Genomic DNA, 20,983 nt, shown 5'->3' with positions numbered 1-20,983 from the left:
CTCCTCGTCTCGCTGGCGCTCGCTCGGAGAACGTGAGGGCGAGCCGTACGCGTCGCGGAGCGACGCAATTCAGCTCAGTACCAGGAGATCGGGTTCGTCAGGTCGCCGTCCAGCCACACCATGTAGTGCAGGTGGCAGCCCGTCGAATAGCCCGTCGAGCCGACCGAACCGACGACCTGGCCCTTGCGTACGCGCTGGCCGGGGCTCACGTTGTAGGTGATGGCGTGGTTCAGCGCCGTGGTGACGAACCGGCCGTCCACGCGACCGTGGTCGATGATCAGGCGGTTGCCGTAGCCGGCGTTGTAGTAGCGCTCCTTCACCACGCCGTCGTAGGGCGCGAGGATGGGCGACCCGCAGGCGGCGCCGAAGTCGGTGCCGTCGTGCAGCTTCCAATAGCGGAGCACCGGGTGGAGGCGCATGCCGAACTGCGAGGTGATCGCGGACCCGCTGGGCCAGATGAAGCCGTGGTGCTCGGTGGCCCGGGCGGCGGTCATGTTGACCGGTGCGGGGGCTGCCGGAGCCGGGGCGGGAGCGGCGGCCCGGGGCGCGGGTGCGGGGGCTTCGGCCCGGGGTGCGGGAGCTGCGGCCTTCGGGGCCGGGGCTGCGGCCTTCGGGGCCGGCGCCGCGGCCCTCGGGGCGGGCCTGGCGGCGGCCTCTTCGGCGGCCTGCTGGGCCGCGCGGGCGCGGCGTGCTGCGGCGTCAGCCTCGGCGCGGGCACGTGCTGCGGCTTCGCGGGCCTGGCGCTCGGCGACGGCACGGGCGGCGTTCTCCGCCGCGATGCGGGCCTCCTCCGCGCGCTGGGCGGCGATCCGCTCGGCGATGCGGCGCTCGACGTCGTTGCGCTCGGAGTTGAGCCCGTCGAGGTTGTTGCGCTCGGCCTCGACCTGGTTCTGCGCGGCGCTCTGGGCGACGGCGTTGGCGTTCACGAGCGAGGCGATGCGGTTGGTCTGGGAGCGCGCGGACGCCTCGAGCTGGCGCTGCGTCTCGAGGTTCTGGGCGGCCGTCTGGCGGTCGGCGGCCACGCGGGCCTCGACCGCGGTCTGCGCGTCCTTGGCCGCGGTGAGCCGGGCCTGGGTCGCCTTGAGACGGTCCATCTCGGCCTGGGTCGTGTCGAACATGGTGGTCGACCACTGCATGCGCGTGCCGACCTCGCCGGTGGACTGGCCGGAGACCAACATGCCGATGCCGACGAGGCCGGTCTTCTGCTGGTACTGCGTACGCACGATGTCGCCGACCTTCGCCTGCTCGTCGGCCACGTCGAGCTCGGCCTGGGCGACGGCGGCGCGGGCACGCTCGAGGTCGTTCTGGGCGGTCGCCAGCGCGGCGGCCATGGCGGAGTCCTTCTCCCGGGCGTCCGCCAGCTGGGCCTGGGTCTGGGCGAGGGCCGAGCGGGCCTCAGCGAGGTCTGCCTGCGAGCGCGCGAGGGCGTCGGCGGCGGCATTGAGGGCCGTGTTCGACTCGTGCAGGTTCGACTGCGACTGGGCGAGCTGACGGTTCACGCGGTCGCGCTGGTCGGTGAGGTCGTCGGCGTACGCGACGGGCGCGAGCCCGCCGAGGCCGATGGCGACCGCGGCCATGGAGGCGACGATCGTGCGCTTACGCGGGCGGCTGGTGGTGCCGGTGCGCGGGCCGCCGAGGGCGGAGGGAAGGTCCCGTTGCACAGCTGGTCCCCAATCAATGTCGATGGCTGCCCGAAGGTGGCCAGGAGGGTCACACCTTCAGATACTTACGAGTTGCAATCAGCGTGGGGATTATGGACAGGAGAATGCCCACCAGGGCAACCCCCGCCATGGCCAGACCCGCATGGGGCCAGCCGATCCAGGGTGAAGCCTTGAGTAAGACTTGAGCCTTTCGGACGATCAGGAACTCCTGCGCGGCGGCGAGCGTGAGGCACGCCAGACCGGCGCCGATGAGGGCCGAGACGAGTGCCTCCAGCAGGAACGGCAGCATGATGTAGAGGTTGCTGGCGCCGACCAGGCGCATGATGCCGATCTCCCGTCGCCGGGCGAACGCGGCCATGCGGATGGTGTTGCCGATCTGGAGCGCCGCGGCCAGGAGCAGGAGGCCCGACGCGATGATGGTCCCCCACTTCAGGAAGCCCAGCCACTCGAACAGCTGGTCGAGCACCCGGTGGAGGTCCTGCACCATCTGGACGCCGCGCATGCCCTCGACCGCGGACACGACGCCCTGGTACTGCTCCGGGTTCTTCAACTTCACCCGGAACGACTCCTGCATCTGGTCGACCGTGAGGGAGTCCTGGATCGGGCTCCCCTCGTACGCCCGGCGGAACTCGTCGTACGCCTGCTGCTTGGTCTCGAAATAGACCTGGGCGACCTCGGGGTTCGTCTTCAGGGTCTGTTCGATGGCCTGCTTCTGGGGCTCGGTGACGTCCTGGCCCGGGTCGCAGTAGTCGCCCCGGGTGTCCTTGGTGCACAGGAACACCGAGATCTCGATCTTGTCGTACCAGCGGCCCTTCATCAGGTCGACCTGTTGGGTCGCCATGAGGCCGGCCCCGAACAGGGACAGGGAGACCCACATCGTCACGATCACCGCGATCGTCATGGTGAGGTTCCGGCGGAGGCCGGACCAGGTCTCGGACAGGGTGTGGCGCATCAGTGATCCTCGGTGTGGCGTCGGTGCTGGGCGGGTCGGGTGGTCATCGCTGATACCCGTAGACGCCCTTGGTCTGGTCGCGCACGATCTCGCCGTCGTCGAGCTCGATGACGCGTTTGCGCATCTGGTCGACGATCGTGGAGTCGTGGGTCGCCATGACGACGGTGGTGTCGGCCCGGTTGATCCGATCGAGGAGCTTCATGATCCCCACGCTGGTGGCGGGGTCGAGGTTGCCGGTCGGCTCGTCGGCGATCAGGATCTTGGGCCGGTTGACGAAGGCGCGGGCGATCGCGACGCGCTGCTGCTCGCCACCGGACAGTTCCTCCGGGAGGCGGTCGCCCTTGTTGCCGAGCCCGACGAGTTCGAGCGTCTCGGGCACGGCGGTGCGGATGTGGGCGTTGGACTTGCCGATCACCTGCAGGGCGAAGGCGACGTTCTCGTGGACCGTCTTGCCGGGCAGCAGGCGGAAGTCCTGGAACACGGTGCCGATCTGGCGCCGGAGGCCCGGGATCTTCCAGTTCGGCAGGCGCGAGAGGTCCTTGCCGGACACCCAGATGCGGCCGGTGGACGGACGGTATTCGCGCAGGATGAGGCGCATGAACGTCGACTTGCCGGACCCCGACGCACCGACGAGGAACACGAACTCGCCCTTGGCGATCTCGATGTCGATGTTCTTGAGGGCAGCACGACGCTGGCCCTCATAGGTCTTGGAGACATTCTCGAAACGGATCACGGTCATCCAGGGCCGAGTTCGACATCACGCCCCCGGGGAAGGAAGGGGCATGCCCCCATCACGAGGACGCGCAGGGGAACGGCCTGCGGGGAGTCTAGGCGCGCGCGTACGCCGTGGGTCGACATTTCCGCCGCGCACGGCGTGGCGCGCCTCAGGCGTCGGCGGTCTCGGACTGCTTGCGCCAGCGGATGCCGGAGTCGATGAACCCGTCGATGTCGCCGTCGAAGACGGCGTCGGGGTTGCCGACCTCGTGGTCGGTACGCAGGTCCTTGACCATCTGGTAGGGGTGCAGGACGTAGGAGCGCATCTGCGAGCCCCACGAGTTGCCGCCATCGCTCTTGAGCGCGTTCATCTCGGCCTCGCGCTCCTGGCGCGCGCGCTCGAGCAGGCGGGCCTGGAGGACGCGCATGGCCGCGGCCTTGTTCTGGAGCTGGGACTTCTCGTTCTGGCAGGACACGACGACGCCGGTCGGGAGGTGGGTGATGCGGACTGCGGAGTCGGTGGTGTTGACCGACTGGCCGCCGGGGCCCGACGAGCGGAACACGTCGATGCGGAGGTCACCCTCGGGGATCTCGATGTGGTCGGCCTCCTCCACGACGGGGAGGACCTCGACGCCGGCGAACGACGTCTGGCGGCGGCCCTGGTTGTCGAACGGGGAGATGCGGACGAGGCGGTGCGTACCGGACTCGACCGAGAGCGTGCCGTAGGCGAAGGGGGCCTTGACGCTGAACGTGGCCGACTTGATGCCGGCCTCCTCGGCGTAGGACGTGTCGTAGACCTCGGTCGGATAGCCGTGGCGCTCGGCCCAGCGCAGGTACATGCGCATGAGGCGCTCGGCGAAGTCGGACGCGTCCACGCCGCCGGCCTCGGCGCGGATGTTGACGACGGCGTCGCGCTCGTCGTATTCGCCCGACAGCAGGGTGCGGACCTCGAGGGCCTCCACGGCCCTGCGCAGCGAGCCCAGCTCCTTCTCGGCCTCGGCGAGCGAGTCGGCGTCGCCCTCCTCCTCACCGAGCTCGACGAGGACGCCGAGGTCGTCGAGGCGACCGCGGAGCGACTCGAGGCGCTCGACCTCGCCCTGGAGGTGGGACAGGCGCGAGGTGATCTTCTGGGCGTTCTCCTGGTCGTCCCACAGGTCGGGGGCGGCGACCTGCTCGCCGAGGTCGGCGATCTCCCGGCGCTTGGCGTCGGGGTCGAGGACGGCCTCGATCGACGCGAGGGCGCGCTCGAGGTCGGCGATGTCGGTGGAGAAGTCAACGGCCATAGGAACCGATGCTACCCGTTTGGGACGGGCCCCCGCACCCGCGCGGGGACGCCTACGATGCGCGGGTGGCGGACGAGGTGACACGGGGCGCGGAGACCGGCGGGCGGCGGGCCTCGCCCGGCGTACGCGCGGGGGTGGCGATCAGCCTCGCCGTCGGCCTCTACGGGGTCTCGTTCGGGGCGCTGTCGGTCGCCGCCGGGCTGTCGGTGCTGCAGACGTGCGCGCTCAGCCTGCTCATGTTCACCGGGGGCTCGCAGTTCGCGTTCATCGGGGTCATCGCCACCGGCGGCACGCCGGGCGCCGCCGTCGGTGCCGCGAGTCTGTTGGGCGTCCGGAACGCGGTGTACGGCATGCAGATGAACGCCCTGCTGCGCCCGGCCGGATGGCACCGCTTGGCGATGCCCCACCTGACGATCGACGAGTCGACGGCGACGGCGGCGGGTCAGGACGGCCTGGTGGAGCAGCGGCGCGGGTTCTTCACCGCGGGCGTCGGGATCTTCGTGCTGTGGAACCTGTTCACGTTCGTGGGCGCGTACGCGGGGGCGAGCCTGGGCGACCCGAAGCAGTGGGGCCTGGACGGGGCCGCGGTCGCGGCCTTCCTCGGGCTGCTGTGGCCGCGGTTGCGCGGCCGCGAGCCGTGGGCGATCGCGGTGACGTGTGCGCTGGTCACGGCGATCACGATCCCGCTGGTGCCGGCGGGCGTGCCGATCATCATCGCGGCCGCCGTGGCGGCGCTGTTCGGGTGGTTCGGGCGGGGACCGGCGGACGAGGACCCCGACACGTTCTCCGAGCGAGCGCCAGCGAGTCGAGGAGGCGCGTGATGTGGACCTGGATCCTGCTCGCCTGCCTGATCGCCTTCGTGACCAAGGGCGTCGGCTACCTCGTGCCGGCCGAACGCCTTCAGCACCCGCGCATCCTGCGGGTCGCGGGAACGATGACGATCGGGCTGCTGGCCGCGCTGGTCATGATGAACACGTTCGCCGCCGAGGGTCCGACGCTGGCCGTCGACGCACGGCTGGCGGCGCTGGTCGCGGGGGCGATCGCGCTGATGCTGCGGGCGCCCTACCTGGTCGTGGTGCTGGTCGGGGCGCTCGCGGCGGCGCTGGTGCGGCTGGCGGGGTGGGGCTGAGCTCCTCGACTCGCTGGCGCTCGCTCGGAGAACGTCAGGTCGTGCGCTCGCTCGGAGAACGTCAGGTCGTGCGCTCGCTCGGAGAACGTCAGGTCGTGCGCTCGCTCGGAGAACGTCCGCGGGCTGCGCCCTCTCGGCGAACCTCACTCCCCCGGCGTACGCGCCCCCAGCAGTTCCTTCGCCTTGGCGCAGTCCGCGCCGATCTGGGCGACGAGCTGCTCGATGCCCTCGAACCGCACGTTCCCCCGCAACCGATCCACGAAGTCGACCGCGATCGCCACCCCATAGAGCTCCAGGTCGTCGCGGCCCAGCACGTGGGCCTCGACCACGACCTCCGGGACGTCGTCGAACGTCGGGTTCGTCCCGACCGAGATCGCGGCCGGCCACGGCGCGGCGGCCGCGTCGTCCAGGCGCGTGACCCAGCCCGCGTACACTCCGTCGGCCGGGGCCGCGAATCCCGCGGGCACCGGCAGGTTGGCTGTCGGGAAGCCGAGCCCGCGGCCGCGCTGGTGGCCCACGACGACGGTGCCGCGGAAGCTGAACAGCCGCCCGAGGTGGTGGGCCGCGCCGGCGACGTCGCCGCCGGACAGGAGCCGGCGTACCTCGGTGGAGCTCGTGGTGTGGGCGTCGGTCTCGAGCAGGTCCAGCGCCTCGACGCGCCACTCCCCCAGCCGCCGCAGGGTCGCGACATCACCCGACGCGCGGTGGCCGAACCGGAAGTTCGTCCCCACCACGATGAGCGAGGGCGCCAGCGGCGCGATGTGGGCGGCCACGAACTCCTCCGGCGACAGGGCCGCCATCTCGGTGGTGAACGGACACACCACCACGTCGTCGGCCCCGGCCTGCCGCAGCAGGGCCACGCGGTCGTCCAGCGAGCACAACAGCTTCGGTGCCTGGCCCGGGCGGATCACCGACATCGGGTGGGGCCAGAACGTCACCACCACCAGGCGCGCCTCGGGCGCCAGCGCACGCGCGCGCGCCAGCACCGCGTGATGGCCGCGGTGCACGCCATCGAAGTTGCCGATCGCGACCACGGTCGCCGCCCCGGAGGGCTGCGTGGGCTGGGGATTCACAGGTGTCCTTTCCGTACGCCGCCACGATCGTAGCGGGGCGCCCACCGCACCACGAACGTGACGAAAGGGACACAGGCGCCGAGCCGCGGGCGACGCCGGAGCGGTCTCTCAGGGGCGAACCGGCTCGCCGGGCGATACCCACGCGCCGGAGGAGGCTGCACGTCGGACGTATGCCGCGAAATCACCGGCCGGGCGACCAAGGATCTGCTCCACCGCCGTGGTGACGTATGCGTTGCGACCATCGAAGATCTGGGCGAACACGACGCCCAGGTCCTCTGCGTCCTCGCGGGGCATTCCTGCCTCCACCGAGCCTTCGACGAACTCGTGGACGCTGATGGCCCGGTAGGTCACGGGTCGACCCACCGCCACCGACAGTTCCTCGGCGACGTCGGCGAAGGTGAGCAGCTCCGGGCCGGTCAGTTCCAGCGTCACGTCTGCGGGCTCGGTGGCGAGCAACAGGTGGGTGGCAACATCGGCCAGGTCGTCGATGTCGATGAACGGTTCGGCCACATCCCCCGCAGGCAGCTCGATCACGCCCGCAAGGACGGGGTCATGGAGGAAATGCTCACTGAAGTTCTGGGCGAAGACCGCCGAGCGGATCACTGCGGTCGGGACGCCGGCGGCTCGAACAGCTTCCTCCGCACGTTCCGCCTGCTCTTCGCCACGACCGGAAAGCAGGACCAGTTGGCGCAGGCCACATCGGCGCGCAGACTCGGCAAGTGCGGCGACGGCTTCAACAGCTCCGGGATGGGTGATCTCCGGCGTGTAGGCCACATAGGCGGCAGTGCATCCGCTCAGCACCGGCTCCCAGGTCTCGGGGTGCTCCCAGTGGAATGCAGGGGTGACGGAACGCGATCCGATGTGGACGTCGATACCACGATCTCGGAGACGGCCGGCGACCCGGCCACCGGTGCGCCCGGTGCCGCCGAGGACCGCGATAGAAGGGACGGTGCGTGGAGTGTGTGTCGTAGTCATGAGACCAGACAAGCCGGTACGGTTCCGACCATCCATACGTGAATCACGCTCATACATGCGAATTCGTCCATGGACACCCGTCCCGCTCGCGGGGCCCACCGCCCCACGAACGTAACGAAAGCGTCACAGGCGCCGAGCCGCGGGCGTCGCCGGGGCGATCCCGGCCGAGGATGACCGGACCAGCATCAACATGATGGGACATCCCTGAAACAACCCGCCCGCCTCGCCGTCACCCTGGTGGCCGCCGGCACGTTGTGCGTCGGCTCGGCGCTTCCGGCCACCGCCACCCCGAGCCCGCAGGACACGGCCACCACGACCCGCACGGCGACCAGCCGCGCCGCCACCCCCGCCTCGCCGCGCGCCGAGTGGGGCCACGACTACGACAAGCGCGTGATCTTCCAGTCGTTCAGCGTCTACCAGCCCTATGACAAGAACATGTACGCGACCCTCGGCGCGAACTCCGGCCAGCTCGCGCAGTGGGGCGTGACCGACGTGTGGATGCCGCCCGCGTACCGCGCGTTCGACATGTCGCGCTACATGGAGGGCTACGCGATCAAGGACCGCTACGACCTGGGCGAGTTCGACCAGGGATTCGGCGGCGAGAAGGCCACGAAGTACGGCACGGCCGAGGAGCTCAAGGCGCTCATCGCCAAACTGCACGGGCAGGGATCCCGCGTCCAGATGGACCTCGTCCCCAACCAGATGATCGGCCTGAACGGGCGCGAGGCCGTGGTCTCCAGCCGCGTCGACCGGGACGGGCGTACGCGGTTCGTCGACGATTTCACCGACAAGCACACGACGACCTGGGTCGACGAGCTCATGCTCATGTACACCAAGGGCGGCGGCCCGGGGCAGCAGAAGTATGGCCAGATCAAGGAGTGGAACAAGAACCACTTCAACGGCACCTCGACCCAGAACATCGGCCGCGGCGACCTGCTCCGCGACCCGTCCGGCAAGCCCTTCAAGGTCGTCGGCGACAACCTCAACCTGCCGGACTGGGCGTGGAACGGCACGCCGTTCAGCACCAGCCGCGGGTTCAACCACGTCGACGGCTACCTGTCGGCGCGCGATGCGTACGAGGCGACGCCCGGCAACTGGCGCCCCTACCTGATCAACTACCCCGCGTTCCTCGACCACGCCGTCGCGACGTGCGGTTTCGCCGACCGCGAGGCCGTCAAGACCGGCTCGAGCGCGACGATGAGCGTGTGGGACTGCAAGGACAAATACATCGCGGCGACCCCGGCGTACGGCGGCCGGTCCGAGGACCGCTGGTATGGCAACGCGCCCGAGGGCATCGAGTGGGACGACCAGGTGAAGTTCCAGGGCCACGACACCATGGGCAGCGTCGTGAACTTCGAGTTCCTCGTCGGCAACGACATCGACAACTCCCGCGAGGACGTCGTCGCCGAGCAGAAGAACTGGATGAAGTTCCTGCTCGACACCTACGGCTTCGACGGCTTCCGCGTCGACGCGGCGTCGCACGTCAACCCGAAGGTGCTGGCGGCCGAGTCGCAGGTCGTCAGCGAGAAGTTCGGGGGCGACCGGTCGAAATACACGAGCTACCTCGAGTCGTACAACACCAACGAGATCGCGCCGGTGATCGACGCCAACAACAACACCCAGTTGATCATGGACGCGCCGCAGCGCGACGTCGCCAACGAGGCCATGATGCCCAACTCGGGTCGCCGGCTGGCCGACGCGTACGACATCTCGGCCGCGGGCTCGCGCATCGCCAACCCCGACGGCGCCTCGCGTCCCAACTGGAGCTATGTCGCCAACCACGACAAGCAGACGATCCAGGTGAACTGGGAGATGTTGCGCCGCCTCGGCATCCAGCCGGGCGCCCAGTACGGCTCCCTCGCGAACGCCCGCTCGTTCGCCGACGAATACACCAAGGCCGGCGAGAAGGCCGCGCTGGACGCGTGGTTCGCCGACCTGTCCGCCAAGGACAAGCGCGTGACCGACTGGAACGTCCCGGCCCGGTACGCGATGCTGCTCACCAACGCCAAGACCGTCCCCACGGTCTGGTACGGCGACCTCTATCGCACCGACGCCGCGTACATGTCGACCAAGACGCCCTATTTCGACGAGATCGACGCGCTGCTGAAGGCGCGCGCCCGCTATGTCGACGGCCCCCAGCAGGTCCACCAGTTCGCGACAAACCGCGCCGCGGTGGGCCAGGACCTGGTCGCCAGCGTCCGCGACAGCTATGACCGCGCCAAGGGCATCGCGACCGTCGTGTCGGACGACCCGGGCGTGGACACGTGGATCAAGGTGCCGATGGGCGCCCGCCACGCCAACCAGGCGTACCGCGATGTCACCGGCAAGAACGCCGGCACGGTCATCACCGACGGCCAGGGCAACCTCGACCTCCACGTGACCGGGCGCCACGACGCCGACGTCCGCGGCCACCTCGGTGTGTGGGCGCCGGTGGACACGAACGTGCAGACCGCCGTCCACGGCGCGATCGGCGCCAAGTGGGCCGCCGACCAGGCGATCCTCGGCCAGCCGAAGTCGGGCGAGAACTGCTTCCTGCGCGATGGCGGCTGCTTCCAGACCTTCGCCGGCGGCACGATCTATTGGTCCCCCGCCACGGGCGCCCACTGGGTCCGCGGCGAGACCTGGAACAAGTGGGCTTCGCAGGGCTGGGAGAACGGCTTCCTGGGCTATCCGACGACCGACGAGTTCTGTGGCCTGAAGGACGGCGGCTGCGGCCAGCACTTCCAGGGCGGCACGATCTATTGGTCGCCGGCGACGGGCGCCCACTGGGTGCGCGGCGCGATCCAGGACAGGTTCCGCGACCTGGGCTGGGAGCTGTCGTACCTCGGCTATCCGACCACCGACGAGATCTGCGGCATCCGTGACGGCGGCTGCTACAACCACTTCCAGGGAGGCTCGATCTATTGGTCGATGTCGTCGGGCGCGCACGCCATCCGCGGCGCGATCCGCGACCGCTGGGCCGCGCTGGGCTGGGAGAACTCGGAGCTGGGCTATCCGACGACCGACGAGACCTGCGGTCTGCGCGACGGCGGCTGCTTCAACCACTTCCAGCGCCACTCGATCTATTGGTCGCCCGCCTCGGGCGTCTGGGAGGTCAAGGGCGCGATCCGGGACTTCTGGGCGCGCCAGGGCTGGGAACGAAGCAGGTACGCCTACCCCGTCGGCCCCGAGCAGTGCGGACCCGTCGGGCCCGACTGGCAGTGCACCCAGCGCTACCAGGGCGGCGTGATCACCTACAACTCGGCGCGCGGGGTCTACTGACCCACGCCCGAGATGACAACGACGAGACCCGCGGCGCCCTTGGGCACCGCGGGTCTCGCGCGTCATGCAGGTGTCGACGTCGTCCTGTTCAGCTGAACAGGCTCATCCGCCCGATCCGGTCGAAGGCCTCGGCCGCCCGCTCCACCGACACGGTCATCGCTAACCGCAGGTAGCCCTCGCACGAGTCGCCGAACGCCGTGCCGGGGATCGTCAGCACGTGGGACTCGGCGAAGATGCGCTCGGCCGCCTCGGCGCAGGTCAGCCCGGTCGCCGCCACGTTGACCCAGAGGTAGATCGACCCGCGCGGCCGCAGCGCCGACATGTTCGGCATCGCCTCGACCCGGGAGTACGCGTACGCCATGCGCTCGGCGTACAGCTCCTTGATCGGCGGCTGGATCTCGTGGCGCCGCCGCAGTGCGTGCAGGGCCGCGCGCTGGGAGATGGCGGGCGCGGTGAAGACGGCGTTCTCGTTGACGTCCTTCATGGTGCGGATCACGGTGGCGGGCGCGATCGCATAGCCGATGCGCCAGCCGGTCATCACGTAGTCCTTGCTGAACGAGCCCAGGACGTTCGTGCGCTCCGCCATGCCGGGCAGCGTCACGATCGGCGTGTGGGGCTCGTCGTAGGAGAACAGCGGATAGATGTCGTCGGCGATCACGATGAGGTCGTGCCCTGCGCGATCCCGGCGATCGCCTCCAACGTCTCGCGGGTGAAGCAGGCCCCGGTCGGGTTCGTCGGCGAGTTGAGGATGAGCGCCCGCGTACGCGGGGTGATCAGGGCCTCGAGTCGCTCCGGGGAGACCCGCCAGCCCTCCGCCTCGTGGGTCGGCAGGCTGACCGGCACGCCGCGGGCCAGCCGGATCTGGTGGGGATAGGGCGTGAAATAGGGCTCGTGGATGATCACCTCGTCGCCGTCGTCGAGGATCGACTCGAGCGCCAGCCACATGCCGTGGCACGCGCTGGTGGTGACGAGCAGGTCGCTCAGCGGGCGGGGGTGGGCGTACTCGTCGGCATAGAACGCGAGCAGCTCGCGCCGCAGCTCCGGGTCGCCGTAGGTGTCGGTGTAGTGGGTGTGCCCGGCCCTGGCGTCGGCCGCCGCGGCGTCGATCACCGCGGCGTCCGTCGTCAGGTCGGGGTCACCCAGCGAGAACGAGATCACGTCGTCGAAGCGCGACGCGAGGTCGACCGCCGAGCTCATCGGCGTCGACGCCGCGCCTCGATAGCGCGACGAGACGAGGCGCTCGGGGTCGCGTACGCCGGTGTTCGTGGGGTCGGCCGTCATGCGGGCAGCTCCTCGAGGTCGTCGACCCCGGGTCGACGTTGGGGGTGACCTTGGTGCGGTCGGTGACGTGGACGATCACGTAGGACACCAGGCCGATGGCCATGCCGACCATGATCGGATAGGTGCCGCCGATGGCGAAGTCGGCCTGCTTGGTGGACTCGCCGTAGATCATGGTGCCGGCCACGCCCACGAAGCTCAGGGCGAGGCTGACCAGGCCGGCGCGCGGGCTGACCTTCTTGAGGATGAACGCGGCGAACACCGGGATGAACACGCAGCCCGACAGGAAGCCGTAGGACAGGTCGAGGGCCTTGAAGATGTCCTCGATGATGACCGAGAGGATGATGATGACCGCACCGAGGGCGAGCGCGATGATGCGGTTCACCCAGACGTCCCTGGCGGTGCCGACGTGGCCCTCGGCGCTCATCGGGGCCTCTTCGACCTCGGCGTGCTTCTGGCCGCGGACGAAGCGCAGGTAGAGGTCGTTGTAGACGACGGTCGACGCCGCCAGGATCGTGCCGGACGCGACCGACATCGCCGCGGCCATGGCGGCGGCGAGCAGGAGGCCGGCGATGCCGACGGGCAGGAAGCTGACCACCCCGGTCTCGAACACCAGGCCGGGCTTGGCGACCTTGATGCCGGCGGCGAGGACGGCCATGCCGAGCAGGACCGCGGCGAGCGAATAGAGGATGGAATAGACGCCGGCCGCGAGCGTGCCGGACTTCGCGATGCGCTCGTTGCGCGCGGCCCGAGCGTCTTGATGACGAACTGCACGATGTCGGTCATCGTGACCGACCACATGCCGCCGAGGAACGTGTAGAAGACGACCACCAGGCCGGCGTACACCCTGGCCATGCGGGTGTCGATGCCGAGGATGCCGGCGAGGATCGAGCCCATCGCGACGACCTGCACGACCGACAGCGCGACGGTGTAGATGATCGTCAGCACGGCGCCGAACACACGGGCGGCCGCGCCGTAGTTGCGCTCGATGACCTCGTTGATCGACAGGGCGCGCAGGCGGTTGAGCTTCGAGCTGACGAGCATGCCGAGCACGATCAGGCCCATGCCGAGCGAGCCGCCGACCCAGAGGCCGGCGATGCCGTCCTTGTAGCCCTTGCCCGTGCCGCCGACCGTGACGGCTCCGCCCACGGCCATCGCGGCCATGCAGGCGAAGAAGAGGGGGAACTTCAGGCGGCGACCGGCGACGAGGTAGTCCTCGCGGGTCTTGGCCATGCGCATCGACCAGAAGCCGATGCCGATCATGGCCAGGAAGTAGATCCCGATGACCACGAGGTCCAACGGATGCAACGTCACTTTTGTGCTCCTCACTGAGTCACGCCGTCAACCTAGTGGGCAAATGTGACGATCAGGTCACATGACCACACTTCTTCGTGTTTTGGGTGTTGAATCATCCCGTCACTGCTGACTTAAGGATCAACCATGGCCCTGCGCCGCCTCCTCGTCCCGCTCGTGGCGGGTGCCCTGTCCCTTCCCCTGCTGGGTTCGCCGGCCGAGGCGGCGCCGACGCCATCTGGGGTGGCCACGCCCACGCGTACCGCCCTGCCCCGGGCGACGCCCACCGCGCCGACACGCACGATCAGCTGTGCGCCGATCACGACCACGCCCCGGGCTGCGGTCTTTGTGGACTGCACCGTGCTGGACGCATCGGGCGCCCCGGAGGCAGGGATTCCCGTCACGTTCGACACCCGGGACGAAGCCGCCTGGTGGACCGTGGTGACGGGGTGGCCCCCGGCCTCGACCACCGACACCTCGGGTCGCGTCCGCGTGCCCGTACGCATGCCGGACATGGGCGCCTCGTCCACAATCGTCGTGATGCGGGCAGGGAGCGGCTCGACCCAAGCCTCCTTCGGTCTCGACATCCCGCTGACGGGGACGCCCTCGCCGGTGGCCAGCACCGGATATTCCCTCGGCCCGCGGCCGACGGGCGTCATGCTCTCCCTCGAGAAGTGCGGGCTGCGCGATGACGGCTGCGTGCAGTCGTTCGAGAACGGCCGCATCTATTCCCACAGGGCCACGGGCAAGTTCGTCCCGAACGCCTACATCGACCTCTGGACGCAGCGTGGGGCCGAGAACGGACAGCTCGGCTATCCCGCCGGGCCGAACTTCTGCACCGACGACGTCTGCTCGCAGGCCTTCGAAGGCGGCACGTTCTTCTCCGTCCAGGGTCGCGCCGCCGTGTCGCTGGGCGCGATCGAGGCGGAGCGGGCCGACCTGAGCCGGGTGCACCGGTCGATCGGCGCGCCCACCGAGAATGAGCAGTGCTGGATCCGCGACGGTGGATGCTTCCAGCGCTTCACCGGCGGCATGATCTATTGGTCGCCCGCGACGCAGGCCCATGCGGTGCGCGGAAAGATGCTCGAACGGTGGGGCCAGCTGGGCTGGGAGAACTCGTTCCTCGGCTATCCGATCGGCGATGAATACTGCGGCGACGGCGACTACTGCTCCCAGGAGTTCGAGCGCGGGACGCTGATCAGCAGCAGCCGAGAGACGTTCTTCCTCCGCGGAGCCGTCCGCGCCAAGTGGCTGTCCGGCCTGCGCGTCGCCCCCACCACCGACGAGATCTGCGGCATCCGCGACGGCGGCTGCTTCCAGCACTTCGGCGACGTTTCCATCTATTTCACCCCCGCCACCGGCGCCGTGCGCGTCCAGGGGGCCATCCGCGACCGCTGGGCCGCCCTGGGCTGGGAGAACAGCTGGCTCGGCTATCCCACGCGCGACGAGAACTGCATCAACCTCGGCATCGACGGGCGGTGGTTCCTCTCGTGCGACAGCCAGTTCCAGGGCGGGGAGATCCTCTGGACGCCGTCGAGCGGCGCGTGGCCGCTGCGCGGCGCGATCCGCCAGTGGTGGCAGGACCAGGGCTCCTACAACCGGACCCACCTGCCCCCTCGCTCGGGCGAGTTCTGCGGCCTGGTCCAGGGCGGCTGCTGGCAGGACTTCGGGAGCACCAGCGCGTACTGGTCGCCGGCCACCGAGGTCCAGGGCGTCAAGGGCGCCATCCGCGACCACTGGGGTCGCAACGGCTGGGAGGCGGGGCGCTACGGCTATCCCCTGGAGTCGGAACGCTGCACCACCAGCGGGTCGGTCACCCAGTGCTCCCAGAGGTTCCAGCGCGGCACCATCTGGTTCCGCTCCGACCGCGGCACCTGGTAGTCCGCACGCGTGACCGTCAGCTGAAGACGGCCTCGGCCTTCGCGCCGGGGCCGTCTTCGCGTTCCGGCACATAGAGCGCGAGGAACCGGCCCTCGTGCATCATCGCCGTGAGCCCCGCCAGCGCGACGTCGAGCCGCTGGCCGTACGAGATGGCCTTCGCCTGGCGGTCGTCCACCGCGTACGTCGGGAAGCACTCGGCCGCCACCTCGTCGATGTCGACCAGGCGTACGGCCTCGGTCTCCTGGTCGACGACCGCCGCGCGGTCGAGCGCGAACGGTCCCACCGCCGTACGCCGCAGCGCGGTCAGGTGACCACCCGTGCCGAGGTCGCGGCCGATGTCGCGGGCCAGCGCGCGGATGTAGGTGCCGGACGAGCACCGCACCCGCACGTCGCAGTCCAGCACGCGTACGCCGCCGTCGGCCTCGGCCTCGCGCACGTCGAGCACCGTCAGCTCGTGGACGGTGACGGGCCGCGCCTTCAGCGCGACCTCCTCGCCGGCGCGCACCCGCGCGTACGCCCGCTCGCCGTTGACCTTGATGGCGGACACGGCCGTGGGCACCTGCAGGATCTCCCCCGCGTACGCCCGGGCCGCGGCCTCGACCCGGTCGCGCGTGACCGCACCGGCGCCCAGTGACTCGGCGAGGTCGCCCTCGGCGTCGTCGGTGACCGTCGACTGGCCCAGCCGCATCGTCGCGTCGTACGCCTTCTCGGTCAGCATCAGGTGACCCAGCAGGCGCGTCGCGCGGTTCACGCCGATGACCAGGACGCCGGTCGCCATCGGGTCGAGGGTGCCGGCGTGGCCGACCTTCTTCGTGCCGAGGATGCGACGGCAGCGCCCCACGACCTGGTGGGAGGTCCAGCCCTGGGGCTTGTCGACGACGACGATGCCGGAGCCGACGGAACCATCGGGGGACCCGGGGGCCACGCGCTCAGGCCTCGGGGTCGACGTCGTCCTCGTCCTTGCGGCGATACGGGTCGGCCTCGCCCGCGGGCTTCGCCTCCCGCGCGCGCTGGGCGAGTTCGGCGTCGTGGGCGCGCGTGGCAGCCAGGAGCTCCTCGATGTGGCGGGCGTTCTCGGGCATCGCGTCGGCCTGGAACGTCAGGATCGGCGTGAACTTCAGCCCGAGCTGCTTGCCGATGGTCGACCGGATCAGGCCCTTCGCCGAGTCGAGCGCCGCCTGGGTCGAGACGACGTCGGAGTCCTGGCCGAGGACTGTGTAGAAGATCGTCGCCTCCCGCGAGTCGCCCGTCACCGTGACGTCGGTGAGGGTGATGAAGCCGAGGCGCGGGTCCTTGATCCGTCGCTCGAGCATCTGGGCGGTGATGACCTTGATCTGATCGGCGAGCTTGAGGATGCGCGGGTTGCTCATGCGCCCATCTTTCCAGATCAGGCGCGGAAGCCCTGCCTCCCGCCGGGCGCGCCCTGCCGCCGCAGCAACGTGTTCAACACGGCGGCCGCGCCGTCGGCGTCGTCGACAGTCACCCACAGCGGCTTCTCGCCCGCACGGTCGACGCGGAGCGCCGGCCCGGCGGAGGTCACCACGCCGGCCGAGCCGTCGAGCCCACCCCGGATGCCGTAGCCCCCGAACTCCCCCAGCGGGTCGACCGTGCCGACGCCGGCGGACTCGATGGTGGCCAGGGGCACGTGCACCCAGCGCAGCCGGCCGGGGCCGCGCACCGTCACGCCCCCGCGGTCGACGATGACCCGCGACCACGTCGACGACCCGAGCAGCGCGATCGCCACGAGCACGATGAGCACGAAGGCTCCCGCCTGCCCGTTGCCGAGGACCGAGAACACGATGGCCAGACCGAGCAGCAGCGCCGCGGTGGCCGCCATCACCACGACGGCCCACCGCCCCACCCGCGTACGCCCGGTCCAGGCGACCCGCGCGGCGTCGCCGACGCCCAGGACCGCGGCATCCGGTGGCAGCGCGGCCGGCCGGGCGGCCGCGGGGACGACATGCGTACGCACGGCCAGCCACACGAGGACGCCGACGACCGCCCCGGCCGCGGCGCCGATCAGCAGGCTTCCCTGGTCGCGGGCGTCGCGGGCGTCGGCCAGCCCGCGCTGGGTCAGCGTCGAACCGATCAGGACCACGGCGAGGAACACCCCCAGGCCGGCGGCGACCGACGCCATCGCCCGGAGTTGGCGGACGGCCGCGCCCACCCCGAGGAGGAAGCCCGTCATGACCAGCGTGAAGACTCCCCCGAACACGAGATGACGCGTCAGCGCCATGAAGCCGTCGGCGCGCCCGTCGGCACCCCAATGGGTCGCGATCGGGTCGGGCAGCTCGTCGCGGGCACCCTGGACGAGGGCGACGGCGCCGATGACGGCGGCAAGGACCACGACCGCCGAGATGACGAACGCGCGCCGCGGCTGGGGCCGGAGGGCGGCATCGGCGGAGGTGGCAGCAGGGGTGGTGGTCATGGCTTCTCCTCGATCAATCGGATGACGTCGGCACGGGCCATGCCCAGGCGCCCGGCCTCGGCGAGCAGGTCGCCGACCAGCCCGGCGAGGCGGGCGTGGCCCGGGTCGTCGGCGATGACGACGGCGCCCCGGCCGCGGCGCAGCTCGATGAGCCCCTCGTCACGCAGGGCCTGGTAGGCCCGCAGGACGGTGTGGAGGTTCATGTCGAGCGACTCGGCCACGTCGCGGGCCGAGGGCAGGCGCTCGCCGGTGCGCACGCTCCCGTCGGCGATGGCGCCGCGCACCGACGCGGCGACCTGCGCGTGCAGGGGCGTCGGGAGCGTGGCGTCGACCTTCCAGAGCATAGTTATAGAGTAACTAGAACATTGGGAGGGGCAACTCCTCGACTCGCTTCGCTCGCTCGGAGAACGTGGACGGCTTCGCTCGGAGAACGTGGACGACTTCGCTCGGAGAACGCGGAAACGCGCGACGCCCGGACCCACAGGGGTCCGGGCGCCGCGTACGACTCACAACGTCAGTTGCGGGCCTTCTCGCGCATCTCGTAGGTCTCGATGACGTCGCCGACGTGGATGTCGGTGTAGTTGCCCAACGTCAGACCGCACTCATAGCCCTCGCGGACCTCGGTCGCGTCATCCTTCTCGCGGCGCAGCGAGCGGATGTCGGTGTCGGCGATGACGACGCCGTCACGCAGCAGACGCGCCTTGGCGTTGCGGCGGATGAGGCCGTCGGACACCATGCAGCCCGCGATCGTGCCGAACTTCGAGGAACGGAAGATCTCGCGGATCTCCGCATGGCCCAGCTGGACCTCCTCGTAGATCGGCTTGAGCATGCCCTTGAGGGCCGCCTCGATCTCGTCGATCGCCTGGTAAATGACCGAGTAGTAGCGGATGTCGACGTTCTCGCGGTCGGCCAGCTCGGTCGCCTTGCCCTGCGGGCGGACGTTGTAGCCGATGATGACCGCGCCGGAGGCGGCGGCCAGCGAGACGTTGGTCTCGGTGATCGCACCGACACCGCGGTCGATGACGCGCAGCGACACCTCGTCGCCGACATCGATCTTCGACAGCGACTCCTCCAGGGCCTCGACCGAACCCGCACCGTCGCCCTTGAGGATGAGCAGCAGTTCCTGCGTCTCGCCCTTCTCGAGCTGCTCGAACAGCTGGTCGAGCGTCTTGCGGCGGGCGCCGATCGCCTGCATCGCGGCCCGCTTGCGGGACTCGCGCTGGTCGGCGATCTGACGGGCCGTGCGGTCGTCGGACACCACGAGCACCGAGTCACCGGCGCCGGGCACCGACGTCAGGCCGAGCACCTGGACCGGCATCGACGGCGGCGCCTCGTCCACGTTCTCGCCGAGGTCGTTGACCAGGGCGCGTACGCGGCCGTGGGCCGGGCCGGCGACGATCGAGTCGCCGACCTTCAGGGTGCCGCGCTGGACGAGGACCGTCGCGACGGGGCCGCGGCCCTTGTCGAGGTGGGCCTCGATGGCGACGCCCTGGGCGTCCATCTCGGGGTTGGCGCGCAGGTCGAGGGCCGCGTCGGCCGTCAGCACGATGGCCTCCAGCAGCTGGTCGAGGCCCTGGCCCGTGATGGCCGAGACGTCGACGAACATGGTGTCGCCGCCGTACTCCTCGGCCACGAGGCCGTATTCGGTCAGCTGGCCGCGGACCTTCGACGGATCGGCGGCCTCCTTGTCGACCTTGTTGACCGCGACCACGACGGGCACGTCGGCCGCGACGGCGTGGTTGAGCGCCTCGATCGTCTGGGGCATCACGCCGTCGTCGGCCGCGACCACCAGGACGGCGATGTCGGTCGACTTCGCACCACGGGCACGCATGGCGGTGAACGCCTCGTGGCCCGGGGTGTCGATGAACGTGATGCGACGCTCCTTGTCGTCGACCTCGGTCTCGACCTGGTAGGCGCCGATGGACTGGGTGATGCCACCGGCCTCCTTCGCGACGACGTTGGCCGAACGCAGCTTGTCGAGCAGCTTCGTCTTGCCGTGGTCGACGTGACCCATGACCGTGACCACCGGCGGGCGCGGCGCGAGGTCGTCCTCGCCGCCGTCGTTCTCGCCGAACTCGAGGTCGAAGCGCTCGAGCAGCTCGCGGTCCTCGTCCTCGGGCGAGACGACCTCGATGTTGTAGTCGAGCTCCGCGCCGAGCAGCTGCAGGGTGTCGTCGTTGATCGACTGGTTCGCCGTCACCATCTCACCGAGGGCGAACAGCACCTGCACCAGCGAAGCGGCGTCGGCGCCGATCTTCTCGGCGAAGTCGGTGATCGACGCGCCACGACGCACGCGGACGGTCGCACCGTCGCCCTTGCGTACGCGCACGCCACCGGGTGCGGGAGCCTCCATCTGGTCGAACTCTTGACGACGCTGCTTCTTCGACTTGCGACCTCGACGCGGCTGGCCACCGGCGCGACCGAACGCGCCCTGCGTGCCGGAACCGCCGCGGCCACCACGACCGCGACCGCCGCCACCGCTGGGCGGACCGCCCATGGGGCCGCCGCCCATGCCGGGACGGCCGGGGCCGCCACCGCCGCCGGGACGGCCGCGCCCACCGGCGCCACCGGGGCCGCCGCCAGGACGACCGCGGCCCGCGGGCGCACCGATCTGGGTCGAGGACTGCTTCGGCATCATCGCCGGGTTGGGGCGAGGCATGCCGGACAGGGCGCCGGGGCGCGGACCACCGGCGCGGTCACCCGCACCGGCACCGGCCGGACGCGGACCACCGGGACGCGGGGCACCGGGACGGGCGTCGCCGCCCTCGGGACGCGGACGACGGGCCTGGGTGCCCATGCCCTGCGACGACGAGACCGGGTTGTTGCCGGGGCGCGGAGCACCCCCCGCGGGACGCGGCGGGCGCGGCGCGGCGCCGGGAAGGCCGCCGGTCGAGCCGGGACGCGACGCCGGACGCGGGGCGGGAGCGCCCGGTCGAGGCGCCGATCCACCCGCGCCGGGGGCACGGTCGGTCGTGTCGGGACGCGGTGTCGCGCCGGGACGCGGGGCGGTGTCGGGACGCGGGGTGGGCGCGCTCGACGCCGCCGGCGCGCTGGG

General features: G+C 70.5%; 18 protein-coding genes and 1 pseudogene. 4 read left to right on the top strand and 15 right to left on the bottom strand.

Going from position 1 to position 20,983, the window contains the following annotated elements:
- Window positions 1-74: 74 nt before the first annotated feature.
- From ACYVAG_RS06310 to prfB, 4 genes are all read right to left on the bottom strand, one after another.
- Entirely contained in the window at window positions 75-1,577 is a 1,503-nt protein-coding gene (locus ACYVAG_RS06310; protein WP_460768079.1) for a peptidoglycan DD-metalloendopeptidase family protein, read from the bottom strand.
- A 133-nt stretch (window positions 1,578-1,710) separates the two neighbouring features.
- Window positions 1,711-2,613, bottom strand: a complete 903-nt coding sequence (gene ftsX, locus ACYVAG_RS06305; RefSeq protein ID WP_460768077.1) for a permease-like cell division protein FtsX — start codon at window positions 2,611-2,613, stop codon at window positions 1,711-1,713.
- Window positions 2,614-2,656: 43 nt separating this feature from the next.
- Window positions 2,657-3,346, bottom strand: a complete 690-nt coding sequence (gene ftsE, locus ACYVAG_RS06300) for a cell division ATP-binding protein FtsE (protein ID WP_460768075.1) — start codon at window positions 3,344-3,346, stop codon at window positions 2,657-2,659.
- Window positions 3,347-3,497: 151 nt separating this feature from the next.
- The gene (prfB, locus tag ACYVAG_RS06295) at window positions 3,498-4,610 is read right to left on the bottom strand and encodes a peptide chain release factor 2 (RefSeq protein WP_460768074.1); all 1,113 of its coding nucleotides are present in this window, start codon (window positions 4,608-4,610) and stop codon (window positions 3,498-3,500) included.
- Window positions 4,611-4,675: 65 nt separating this feature from the next.
- Here prfB and ACYVAG_RS06290 point away from each other — a divergent pair, with 65 nt between their 5' ends.
- Both ACYVAG_RS06290 and ACYVAG_RS06285 read left to right on the top strand, forming a co-directional pair.
- On the top strand, window positions 4,676-5,431 hold the full coding sequence (locus tag ACYVAG_RS06290; protein ID WP_460768073.1) for an AzlC family ABC transporter permease: 756 nt from the start codon (window positions 4,676-4,678) through the stop codon (window positions 5,429-5,431).
- Window positions 5,431-5,739 (top strand): AzlD domain-containing protein, encoded by a 309-nt coding sequence (locus tag ACYVAG_RS06285; protein ID WP_460768071.1) that lies wholly within the window; start codon window positions 5,431-5,433, stop codon window positions 5,737-5,739. Before ACYVAG_RS06290 ends, ACYVAG_RS06285 begins: the two co-directional genes overlap by 1 nt.
- A 143-nt stretch (window positions 5,740-5,882) precedes the next feature.
- Here the strand turns inward: ACYVAG_RS06285 and ACYVAG_RS06280 are convergent, their stop codons facing one another.
- Together ACYVAG_RS06280 and ACYVAG_RS06275 are read right to left on the bottom strand one after the other, a co-directional pair.
- Window positions 5,883-6,812, bottom strand: coding sequence for a bifunctional riboflavin kinase/FAD synthetase (locus tag ACYVAG_RS06280; RefSeq protein ID WP_460768070.1), 930 nt, complete (start codon window positions 6,810-6,812; stop codon window positions 5,883-5,885).
- A 108-nt stretch (window positions 6,813-6,920) separates the two neighbouring features.
- Window positions 6,921-7,844 carry a Rossmann-fold NAD(P)-binding domain-containing protein gene (locus tag ACYVAG_RS06275; protein WP_460768068.1) on the bottom strand — a complete coding sequence of 308 codons (924 nt, stop codon included), beginning with the start codon at window positions 7,842-7,844 and terminating at the stop codon, window positions 6,921-6,923.
- Window positions 7,845-8,024: 180 nt separating this feature from the next.
- On the opposite strand from ACYVAG_RS06275, the gene ACYVAG_RS06270 reads away from it, so the two are divergent.
- Window positions 8,025-11,048, top strand: a complete 3,024-nt coding sequence (locus ACYVAG_RS06270; RefSeq protein ID WP_460768066.1) for a glycoside hydrolase family 70 protein — start codon at window positions 8,025-8,027, stop codon at window positions 11,046-11,048.
- Window positions 11,049-11,136: 88 nt separating this feature from the next.
- On the opposite strand, the gene ACYVAG_RS06265 is transcribed toward ACYVAG_RS06270, so the two are convergent.
- The 4 genes and pseudogenes from ACYVAG_RS06265 to ACYVAG_RS06250 form a co-directional block, all read right to left on the bottom strand.
- Window positions 11,137-11,706 (bottom strand): aminotransferase class I/II-fold pyridoxal phosphate-dependent enzyme, encoded by a 570-nt coding sequence (locus tag ACYVAG_RS06265; RefSeq protein WP_460768064.1) that lies wholly within the window; start codon window positions 11,704-11,706, stop codon window positions 11,137-11,139.
- A complete protein-coding gene (locus tag ACYVAG_RS06260; protein ID WP_460768631.1) occupies window positions 11,703-12,245 on the bottom strand; it encodes an aminotransferase class I/II-fold pyridoxal phosphate-dependent enzyme in 543 nt (180 codons plus the stop codon). Before ACYVAG_RS06260 ends, ACYVAG_RS06265 begins: the two co-directional genes overlap by 4 nt.
- Window positions 12,184-13,125, bottom strand: coding sequence for a sodium:solute symporter family transporter (locus ACYVAG_RS06255; protein ID WP_460768062.1), 942 nt, complete (start codon window positions 13,123-13,125; stop codon window positions 12,184-12,186). The genes ACYVAG_RS06260 and ACYVAG_RS06255 overlap by 62 nt, the downstream gene beginning before the upstream one ends.
- 20 nt (window positions 13,126-13,145) lie before the next feature.
- Window positions 13,146-13,481 (bottom strand): annotated as a pseudogene (locus ACYVAG_RS06250) (sodium:solute symporter family transporter); the annotation flags it as partial.
- A gap of 285 nt (window positions 13,482-13,766) precedes the next feature.
- On the opposite strand from ACYVAG_RS06250, the gene ACYVAG_RS06245 reads away from it, so the two are divergent.
- Window positions 13,767-15,500 carry an LGFP repeat-containing protein gene (locus ACYVAG_RS06245; RefSeq protein ID WP_460768061.1) on the top strand — a complete coding sequence of 578 codons (1,734 nt, stop codon included), beginning with the start codon at window positions 13,767-13,769 and terminating at the stop codon, window positions 15,498-15,500.
- Between the two features lie 16 nt (window positions 15,501-15,516).
- On the opposite strand, the gene truB is transcribed toward ACYVAG_RS06245, so the two are convergent.
- The 5 genes from truB to infB all read right to left on the bottom strand — a co-directional run.
- On the bottom strand, window positions 15,517-16,425 hold the full coding sequence (gene truB, locus ACYVAG_RS06240) for a tRNA pseudouridine(55) synthase TruB (protein ID WP_460768059.1): 909 nt from the start codon (window positions 16,423-16,425) through the stop codon (window positions 15,517-15,519).
- Window positions 16,426-16,429: 4 nt separating this feature from the next.
- Complete coding sequence (gene rbfA, locus ACYVAG_RS06235) at window positions 16,430-16,870, bottom strand: 30S ribosome-binding factor RbfA (protein WP_460768057.1); 441 nt, start codon at window positions 16,868-16,870, stop codon at window positions 16,430-16,432.
- 17 nt (window positions 16,871-16,887) lie between these two features.
- The gene (locus tag ACYVAG_RS06230; protein WP_460768056.1) at window positions 16,888-17,928 is read right to left on the bottom strand and encodes a DUF1648 domain-containing protein; all 1,041 of its coding nucleotides are present in this window, start codon (window positions 17,926-17,928) and stop codon (window positions 16,888-16,890) included.
- On the bottom strand, window positions 17,925-18,272 hold the full coding sequence (locus ACYVAG_RS06225) for a GntR family transcriptional regulator (protein WP_460768054.1): 348 nt from the start codon (window positions 18,270-18,272) through the stop codon (window positions 17,925-17,927). Before ACYVAG_RS06225 ends, ACYVAG_RS06230 begins: the two co-directional genes overlap by 4 nt.
- Window positions 18,273-18,442: 170 nt before the next feature.
- Window positions 18,443-20,983 (bottom strand): translation initiation factor IF-2 (infB, locus tag ACYVAG_RS06220; protein ID WP_460768052.1); only part of this gene is annotated, 2,541 nt, incomplete at its 5' end.

The sequence above is a fragment of the Mariniluteicoccus flavus genome, assembly GCF_054776655.1.
This window is presented reverse-complemented; position numbering and strand designations above follow the sequence as displayed.

Bases quoted from the DNA above. Each gene is read 5' to 3' on its own strand.
- rbfA (WP_460768057.1), bottom strand. From the start codon at position 16,870: ATGAGCAACCCGCGCATCCTCAAGCTCGCCGATCAGATCAAGGTCATC.
- ACYVAG_RS06245 (WP_460768061.1), top strand. From the start codon at position 13,767: ATGGCCCTGCGCCGCCTCCTCGTCCCGCTCGTGGCGGGTGCCCTGTCC.
- ACYVAG_RS06230 (WP_460768056.1), bottom strand. From the start codon at position 17,928: ATGACCACCACCCCTGCTGCCACCTCCGCCGATGCCGCCCTCCGGCCC.
- ACYVAG_RS06260 (WP_460768631.1), bottom strand. From the start codon at position 12,245: ATGAGCTCGGCGGTCGACCTCGCGTCGCGCTTCGACGACGTGATCTCG.
- ACYVAG_RS06310 (WP_460768079.1), bottom strand. From the start codon at position 1,577: ATGGCCGCGGTCGCCATCGGCCTCGGCGGGCTCGCGCCCGTCGCGTAC.
- ACYVAG_RS06225 (WP_460768054.1), bottom strand. From the start codon at position 18,272: ATGCTCTGGAAGGTCGACGCCACGCTCCCGACGCCCCTGCACGCGCAG.
- ACYVAG_RS06285 (WP_460768071.1), top strand. From the start codon at position 5,431: ATGTGGACCTGGATCCTGCTCGCCTGCCTGATCGCCTTCGTGACCAAG.
- ftsX (WP_460768077.1), bottom strand. From the start codon at position 2,613: ATGCGCCACACCCTGTCCGAGACCTGGTCCGGCCTCCGCCGGAACCTC.
- ACYVAG_RS06275 (WP_460768068.1), bottom strand. From the start codon at position 7,844: ATGTATGAGCGTGATTCACGTATGGATGGTCGGAACCGTACCGGCTTG.
- prfB (WP_460768074.1), bottom strand. From the start codon at position 4,610: ATGGCCGTTGACTTCTCCACCGACATCGCCGACCTCGAGCGCGCCCTC.